Below are 7,293 nucleotides of genomic sequence, written 5' to 3' on the forward strand. Positions count from 1 at the left end.
GGCGAAAGCGCTTTGGCCCTCGGCGCGCTCGCAAGATCGTTGCCGGAGGGCGACTGGCATTTCGCGTCGGCTCCCGCGCAGCCCGATCTCGCCGCGCTCGCGCTGGTCCTGGGCGGCTATGTGTATACGCGCTACGGCAAGAGGCCGGGCAAGGCCTTACGCTTCGCGCTTCCGGAGGGCGCGAACGCCGCGCATGTCCGCCGCGTCGCCGATAGCGTGTTCCTGACGCGCGATCTCGTCAACACGCCGACCAGCGACCTCGGTCCGGTCGAACTGGAAGAAGCCGCCCGGCAACTGGCGGCCGCCCATGCCGCCGATATTTCCGCAATCCACGGCGACGATCTTCTGGCGCGGAATTTCCTGATGATCCACGCTGTTGGCCGGGCTTCCGCCGATGCGCCGCGGCTGATCGACATGAGCTGGGGACCGAGCGCTGCGCCGAAGGTGACGCTGGTCGGCAAAGGCGTCTGCTTCGACACCGGCGGCCTCGACATCAAGCCGTCGTCCGGCATGCTTCTGATGAAGAAGGACATGGGCGGCGCCGCCAATGTGCTGGGCCTCGCTTCCATGATCATGGCGGCGAAACTGAATGTCCGGCTGCGCGTGCTGATCCCCGCCGTCGAGAATTCGATCGCCGGCAATGCCTTCCGTCCTGGCGACGTGCTGAAGAGCCGCAAGGGCATCACGGTCGAGATCGGCAACACGGACGCTGAAGGCAGGCTGATCCTGGCCGACGCGCTGGCGCTGGCCGATGAGGAACAGCCCGCCTTGCTGGTCGACATGGCGACGCTGACGGGCGCTGCCAGGGTCGCGCTCGGCCCCGATCTGCCGCCTTTCTACACCGCCGACGAGACGCTCGCGGCCGACATTGCCGCAGCCTCCATGGCGGTCGAGGATCCGCTGTGGCGAATGCCGCTATGGCGTCCCTATGATGCGAAGCTTTCCTCAAAGATCGCCGACATCAACAATGTCACCACGGACGGTTTTGCCGGCTCGATCACCGCGGCGCTTTTCCTCAAGCGCTTCGTCGAGAAGACCCACAGCTGGGCGCATTTCGACATCTTCGCCTGGAACCCGGCCGACCGCCCCCACGGCCTGACCGGCGGCGAGGCGCAGGGCATTCGGGCGCTCGAGCGGATAATTACGCAGCGATTTGCCTGAGCAATTGGTAGGCGCGCCCGTTACTGAAACGGAACCGAAACAATTTGCCGGCATGCTTGGGCGATGTCGATCTCGATGCGCCCGAGCCAGGCCTTGCGACTGTGGCAGCAAGTGATGCTGGCCCAGGTGCGCGATGGCGAGCCCGATCTCACCATGCGCCAGACGGCGATCCTGTTCACCATCTATCTCGATCCGCCGCCGCACACGGTGCGAGGGCTTGCGGCAAAACTCAACGTCACCAAGCCGGTCATCACCCGGGCGCTGGACACCATGGGCGCGCTGAAGCTCGTCTCGCGCCACCGCGACGAGCTCGACAAGCGCAACGTGCTGATCCGCCGCACGGTGGAAGGCGCGCTCTTTGTCGAGCGCTTCGGCGATGGTATCGTCGCCAGGGCGTACGAACTGCCCATCTGACCTCACTGCCAACGACTGGATTATCGATTTGACCGCAAGGGATGCCCGCCTTCACGCCTTCCGCTCCGACCTTGCCGATGCGAGGCTGAAAGGCGAAGTTGCCGCCGACCGCTTCGTCACCGGCCGCCCGGCGCGGATCACGGCCTCGGTCGCCGACCTGCGCAAGGCGCCGCGCCCCGATGCGGGCGTCAACACGCAGGCGCTGTTCGGCGACGACGTGCTCGTCTTCGAGGACGCGGAAGGCTGGGCCTGGGTGCAGGCCGAGCGCGACGGCTATGTCGGCTATGTGGCGGACAATCTTCTTGGCGCGCGCGACCATGCTCCGAGCCACATCGTCTGCGTGCCGCGCACCTTCCTCTATCCCGGGCCGGATCTGCGCTTTCCGCTCAGCGGGCAGCTGTCGATGGGCTCGACCGTGACCGTGAGCGGCTCGGCCGAGACGCGGGGCACGCATTATGCGCTGCTGCCCTCCGGCCAGGCGATCATCGCCGGCCATCTGCGGCCGATCGCCGAGCTGGCCGACGACTATGTCACCGTCGCCGAAAGTTTTCTCGGCACGCCCTATCTCTGGGGCGGCGTCTCCGGCTTCGGCATCGACTGCTCCGGCCTTGTGCAATTGGCGATGCGCATGACCGGCAAGGATGTGCTGCGCGACTCCGACATGCAGGCGGCGTCGATCGGCACGCCCTTCGAGCCGGGTCCGGACTATACCGGCCTCCAGCGCGGCGACCTCGTGTTCTGGAAAGGCCATGTGGCGACCATGACCGACGAAAGGGACATGATCCACGCCAACGGCCACACCATGCTGGTCTCGCGCGAAGGGCTGAAGGAAGCGGTCGAGCGCATCGGCTATCTCTATGGTGGCCCAACCGGGTTCAGGAGGCCGTGATCTTCCTTCTCCCCGTTTCACGGGGAGAAGGTGCCCGAAGGGCGGATGAGGGGCGGCGCCGATGTTCGCGGTTGGCCGCTATTTCCCGACCTATCATCGTCTAACTAAACCATCATCTCGATCGCCGGCGCCGCCCCTCACCTGCCTGCCGGCATCCTCTCCCCGTAAACGGGGCGAGGAACGCCGATCCCCTTTTGTTCCGATTTTCCTTGGCGATCGCGTGCCGCCGCGCTACCTGTTGCGCGTGACCGAGCAGCCGCGCCTTGCCGAACAGAACGCCGCCGTCCTGCTGCCTGAGCCATTCGTCAAATGGTTCGGCCAAAAGGGCTGGTCGCCGCGTGCCCATCAGCTCGAGCTGCTGGCGAAGGCGCAAAGCGGCCAATCGGTGCTGCTGATCGCGCCGACCGGTGCCGGCAAGACGCTGGCCGGCTTCCTGCCGTCGCTCACCGAGCTCGCCAACCGTCCCAAGCGCAAGCCTGGCCAGGCCCGTCGCGCCATCCACACGCTCTACATCTCGCCGCTGAAAGCGCTGGCCGTCGATATCGAGCGCAATCTCGGCAAGCCGGTCGAGGAGATCGGCCTGCCCGTCACCATCGAGACCCGCACCGGCGACACGCCTTCGCACAAGCGCCAGCGGCAGAAGCTGGCGCCACCCGACATTCTGCTCACCACGCCAGAGCAGCTCGCGCTGCTGATCGCCTCGAACGACGCGAGGCGCTTCTTCGAAGACTTGCGCTATGTCGTGTTCGACGAGCTGCATTCGCTTGTCACCTCGAAGCGCGGGCATCTCCTGGCGCTTGGCCTGGCGCGGCTGCGCGCTTTCGTTCCCGATCTCCAGACCATCGGCCTGTCGGCAACGGTCGCCGAGCCCGACGAATTGCGGCGCTGGCTGGTCAGCCAGGCTTCTCCCGGTGCCATGTCCGAGCTCATCGTCGTCACGGGTGGCGCCAAGCCCGATATCTCGATCCTTGATTCCGAAGAGCGCGTTCCCTGGGCCGGCCATTCGGCCCGCTACGCCACGCCGGAAATTTACCGCGAGATCAAGCGGCACAAGACCACGCTGCTCTTCGTCAACACCCGCAGCCAGGCCGAGCTGCTGTTCCAGGAACTATGGCGCGTCAATGAGGATACCTTGCCGATCGCCCTCCATCACGGCTCGCTGGACGTCGCCCAGCGCCGCCGCGTCGAGAAGGCAATGGGCGAGAATGCATTGCGCGCCATCGTTGCCACCTCGACGCTCGATCTCGGCATCGACTGGGGCGATGTCGACCTAGTCGTGCATGTCGGCGCGCCGAAGGGCGCCAGTCGTCTGGCACAACGCATCGGCCGCGCCAACCATCGCATGGACGAGCCGTCGAAGGCGATCCTCATCCCCGCAAACCGCTTCGAGGTTCTGGAATGCCGCGCCGCGCTCGACGCCAACTATCTCGGCGCCCAGGACACGCCGCCATTGGTCAATGGCGGGCTGGACGTCTTGGCGCAGCACGTGCTGGGCTGCGCCTGCGGCGCGCCGTTCCATGCCGACGCACTGTTTGATGAGGTAAGGACCGCCGCGCCTTACGCCAGCCTGGACAGGCCGACATTCGACCGGGTCATCGACTTCGTCGCCACCGGCGGCTACGCGCTCAGGAATTACGAGCGCTACGCGCGCATCCGGCAGACCAGGGAGGGCTTGTGGCGGGTTTCAAATCCGGCCGTCGCCCAGCAATACAGGCTCAATGTCGGCACCATCATCGAAGTGCCGGCGCTCAATGTACGCTACGTCCAGGCCGGCAGCCGGGGGGCAGCCTCGCGCGGCGGCAGGGTGCTGGGAAAGATCGAGGAAGCATTCCTGGAGACTTTGACCCATGGCGACACCTTCATGTTCGCCGGCAAGATCCTGCGCTTCGAAGGCATTCGCGAGAACGAGTGCTTCGTCTCGAACGCGCCGGGCAGCGATGCGAAAGTGCCCTACTATGGCGGCGGCAAATTCCCGCTTTCGACCTACCTGGCCGAGCAGGTCCGAGCCATGCTCGACGATCCGCAACGCTGGAAGAAGCTACCCGAGCAGGTTGCGGATTGGCTGCGGTTCCAGGCGGACAAGTCCATCCTGCCGAAACGCGACGACCTGCTGATCGAGACTTTTCCGCGCGGCAACCGCTACTACCTCGTGGCCTATCCGTTTGAGGGCAGGCTTGCTCACCAGACGCTCGGCATGCTGCTCACCCGCCGGCTCGATCGCGCGGGCGCGAAGCCGGTCGGTTTCGTGGCCACCGACTATGCGCTGGCCATCTGGTCGCTGGCCGACATGGGCTGGATGTTCAAGAACAGAAAACCGTCGCTGGCCACGCTGTTCGATCAAGACATGCTGGGCGATGATCTCGAAGCCTGGTTTGCCGACAGCTGGCTCTTGAAGCGCACCTTCCGCAACTGCGCGCTGATTTCCGGACTGATCGAAAAACGCCACCCCGGCAAGGAGAAAAGCGGCCGCCAGGTGACCGTCTCGACCGACCTGATCTATGACGTGCTGCGCAGCCATGAACCCGACCATATTCTGCTGCAGGCCACCCGCACCGACGCTGCGACCGGGTTGCTCGATGTCAGCAGACTTGCCGAGATGCTCTCGCGCATTCGCGGTCGAATCATGCATAAGAATCTCGAACAGATATCGCCGCTCGCCGTGCCGATCATGCTCGAAATCGGCAAGATGCCGGTGAATGGCGAGGCAGACGAGACGTTATTGATGGATGCCGCCACCCTTGTCGAAGAGGCCATGGGGCCGGAGATGATCGACTGAAAGAGAGGGACGAAGAGGGGATGAATTTTTCGCTCTCACGCGCAACGCTGATCGCCGAGGCCGACCCTGTCGGTATCGCCGGCGAGCGCGCGATCTGCGATCGGCGTGGCGTTCTCTACTTCCCCGATCTGCGCCTGCTCGCGGTCTCCGACCTGCATCTCGAAAAAGGCTCTTCTTTCGCCAGGCGCGGCGCGCTGATCCCACCTTACGATACCGGTGCCACCTTGCTCAGGCTGCAGTCGGTGATCGCCGACTATCAGCCGCGCATCGTCGTCAGCCTAGGCGACTCCTTCCATGATGGTGGCGGCGCCGGGCGCATGCATTCGAGTTTTCGCGAACGCCTGGAAGCGATGATGACCGGTCGCGACTGGTTCTGGGTCGCCGGCAACCACGATCCTGAGGCGCCCGCTGACTTGCCCGGCGAGACGGTGAGGGAACTTGCCATCGGCTCGCTGCTCTTTCGCCATGAGCCCTCGAAGACGCGGATCGAGGGCGAGATATCAGGCCATCTCCACCCATGCGCGCGCATCGTCCAGCGCGGCCGCTCGGTCCGGCGGCGCTGCTTTGCCGGCGATGGCGGCCGCATGATCATGCCGGCCTTCGGCGCCTATACCGGCTCGCTCAACGTGCTCGACCGCGCCTATGCCGGCCTGTTCCGCCTGGAAACGCTGGTTGCCTATATGCTCGGCGCCGAGCGCATTTTTGCGATCTCCGGCTCGATGCTGCGGCCGGGCTGATACAGCTTCATCTGCCATAGTACAGCGTGACCGTGTGCTTCGCCTCGGCGAAGAACAGCCAGCGCTCGACCAGCATGCCGGCCAACTGACAAACAGCTGCAAGCACCGAGGCAATCGCCGCGAACGGCCAAGGCAGGGCGAAGGCGATGACAAGCAGGACGGCGGGCGCAATGAATGCCAGCGTCTGCGTGATCCGTCGTAGCTTCGCGCTATGTTTGCGCGCGATGCGGAAGCCCATCTCCTTCAGCAGATAGTTCTCTTCCGTATGCGGCCATTCGATCGACCGCACCGTGCCGCCGGCGAGCCCGGTCGCGGTGTTGGCATTTGTCGGAATCTCCAGCCGGTCATTGTAGCGCCATGTCGCGAGCTTCCAGACCCAGCCGGCGAGGGTGGCAAGCAGGGCCCAGGCCAGCATCTCCGCTGAACCCAGCTCGAACCCCTGAAGCAGGGCGTTGGCGAGAACGCTTCCGGTCATGGCAGCAAAGATGAGATAGGCCGGCAACGTATATCGGCTGTGCCATTGCGCGACCGGCTTCAGCGAAGCGTAGATCATGCCCGTCGTGCAGACAGTCACGACGGCGCCAGCCGCCGCCAGCAGGCCGGCGGCCGCCACCCAGCCGCCGCTCTTGCCGAGAAACACCCAGCCGATGCCGAACAGCACGGCCGGGATGAAGGTCGCGACCGACGCCACGCCTTCGCGCGACAGCCACGAGCTGCGCCATTGCGAGAAGGCGCGCCAGGCGCGCCTGGGACGGCCGAGATGACCGGTGGAGGACAAAAGCCCGGCCACGATCAGCCCGAGCGCCAGCGCCATGCCGACAAGCCCAAGCCGGAAATCGGCGGGAATGAACCCCAACCCGCCAAGCAGGCCGAGCAGCGCCAACAGGCCGTAGCCGGCACCGGTGGCGGTTGTGAAGAAGACGACCGAGAAAGCGGGGTGCATGATCAGTTCGAAAGCACGCGGTCGATCCAACCGAGAAAGCCGCCCTCGGCCTTGATCGGCTCCAGCGCGGGCGCGTCGACCTTCGCCGCCCGTTCGCTGCGGGCGCGCGGCGGCAAATAGCGGTTGGTCGGCTTGTAGCCGAGTTCCGGCATCAGTGCCACGCCGCCACGCTCCTCGACGAGTTGCGAGATCGCCGAGGTGGGATCGCCGAGATCGCCGAAATGCCGGGCGCTGGTCGGGCAGGCGGCGACGCAGGCGGGCACGCGATCTTCCTCGGCCAGATTGTCGTTGTAGATGCGGTCGACGCAGAGCGTGCATTTCTTCATGACGCCGACATCCGCGTCGAACTCGCGCGCGCCATAGGGGCAGGCCC

7 protein-coding genes are annotated in these 7,293 nt (G+C 65.4%); 5 read left to right on the top strand and 2 right to left on the bottom strand.

The window, feature by feature from the left end:
* The 5 genes from EOA24_RS21690 to pdeM form a co-directional block, all read left to right on the top strand.
* Positions 1–1,161, top strand: a 1,161-nt coding sequence (locus tag EOA24_RS21690; protein WP_127410050.1) for a leucyl aminopeptidase family protein, incomplete at its 5' end; no start/stop codon positions are given.
* A gap of 63 nt (positions 1,162–1,224) precedes the next feature.
* Positions 1,225–1,575, top strand: coding sequence for a MarR family winged helix-turn-helix transcriptional regulator (locus tag EOA24_RS21695; RefSeq protein WP_042638647.1), 351 nt, complete (start codon positions 1,225–1,227; stop codon positions 1,573–1,575).
* A gap of 28 nt (positions 1,576–1,603) precedes the next feature.
* Positions 1,604–2,464, top strand: a complete 861-nt coding sequence (locus EOA24_RS21700; protein WP_189342044.1) for an NlpC/P60 family protein — start codon at positions 1,604–1,606, stop codon at positions 2,462–2,464.
* Positions 2,465–2,708: 244 nt separating this feature from the next.
* Positions 2,709–5,240, top strand: coding sequence for a ligase-associated DNA damage response DEXH box helicase (locus EOA24_RS21705; protein ID WP_189342045.1), 2,532 nt, complete (start codon positions 2,709–2,711; stop codon positions 5,238–5,240).
* A 20-nt stretch (positions 5,241–5,260) separates the two neighbouring features.
* Positions 5,261–5,977, top strand: a complete 717-nt coding sequence (gene pdeM / locus EOA24_RS21710; protein WP_126079370.1) for a ligase-associated DNA damage response endonuclease PdeM — start codon at positions 5,261–5,263, stop codon at positions 5,975–5,977.
* Positions 5,978–5,984: 7 nt separating this feature from the next.
* On the opposite strand, the gene EOA24_RS21715 is transcribed toward pdeM, so the two are convergent.
* Together EOA24_RS21715 and EOA24_RS21720 are read right to left on the bottom strand one after the other, a co-directional pair.
* Positions 5,985–6,920 carry a DmsC/YnfH family molybdoenzyme membrane anchor subunit gene (locus tag EOA24_RS21715; RefSeq protein ID WP_126079369.1) on the bottom strand — a complete coding sequence of 312 codons (936 nt, stop codon included), beginning with the start codon at positions 6,918–6,920 and terminating at the stop codon, positions 5,985–5,987.
* Between the two features lie 2 nt (positions 6,921–6,922).
* Positions 6,923–7,293 (bottom strand): 4Fe-4S dicluster domain-containing protein (locus tag EOA24_RS21720; RefSeq protein WP_348633077.1); only part of this gene is annotated, 371 nt, incomplete at its 5' end.

This window comes from Mesorhizobium sp. M2A.F.Ca.ET.039.01.1.1 (genome assembly GCF_003998035.1).
Classification (GTDB): Bacteria; Pseudomonadota; Alphaproteobacteria; order Rhizobiales; family Rhizobiaceae; genus Mesorhizobium.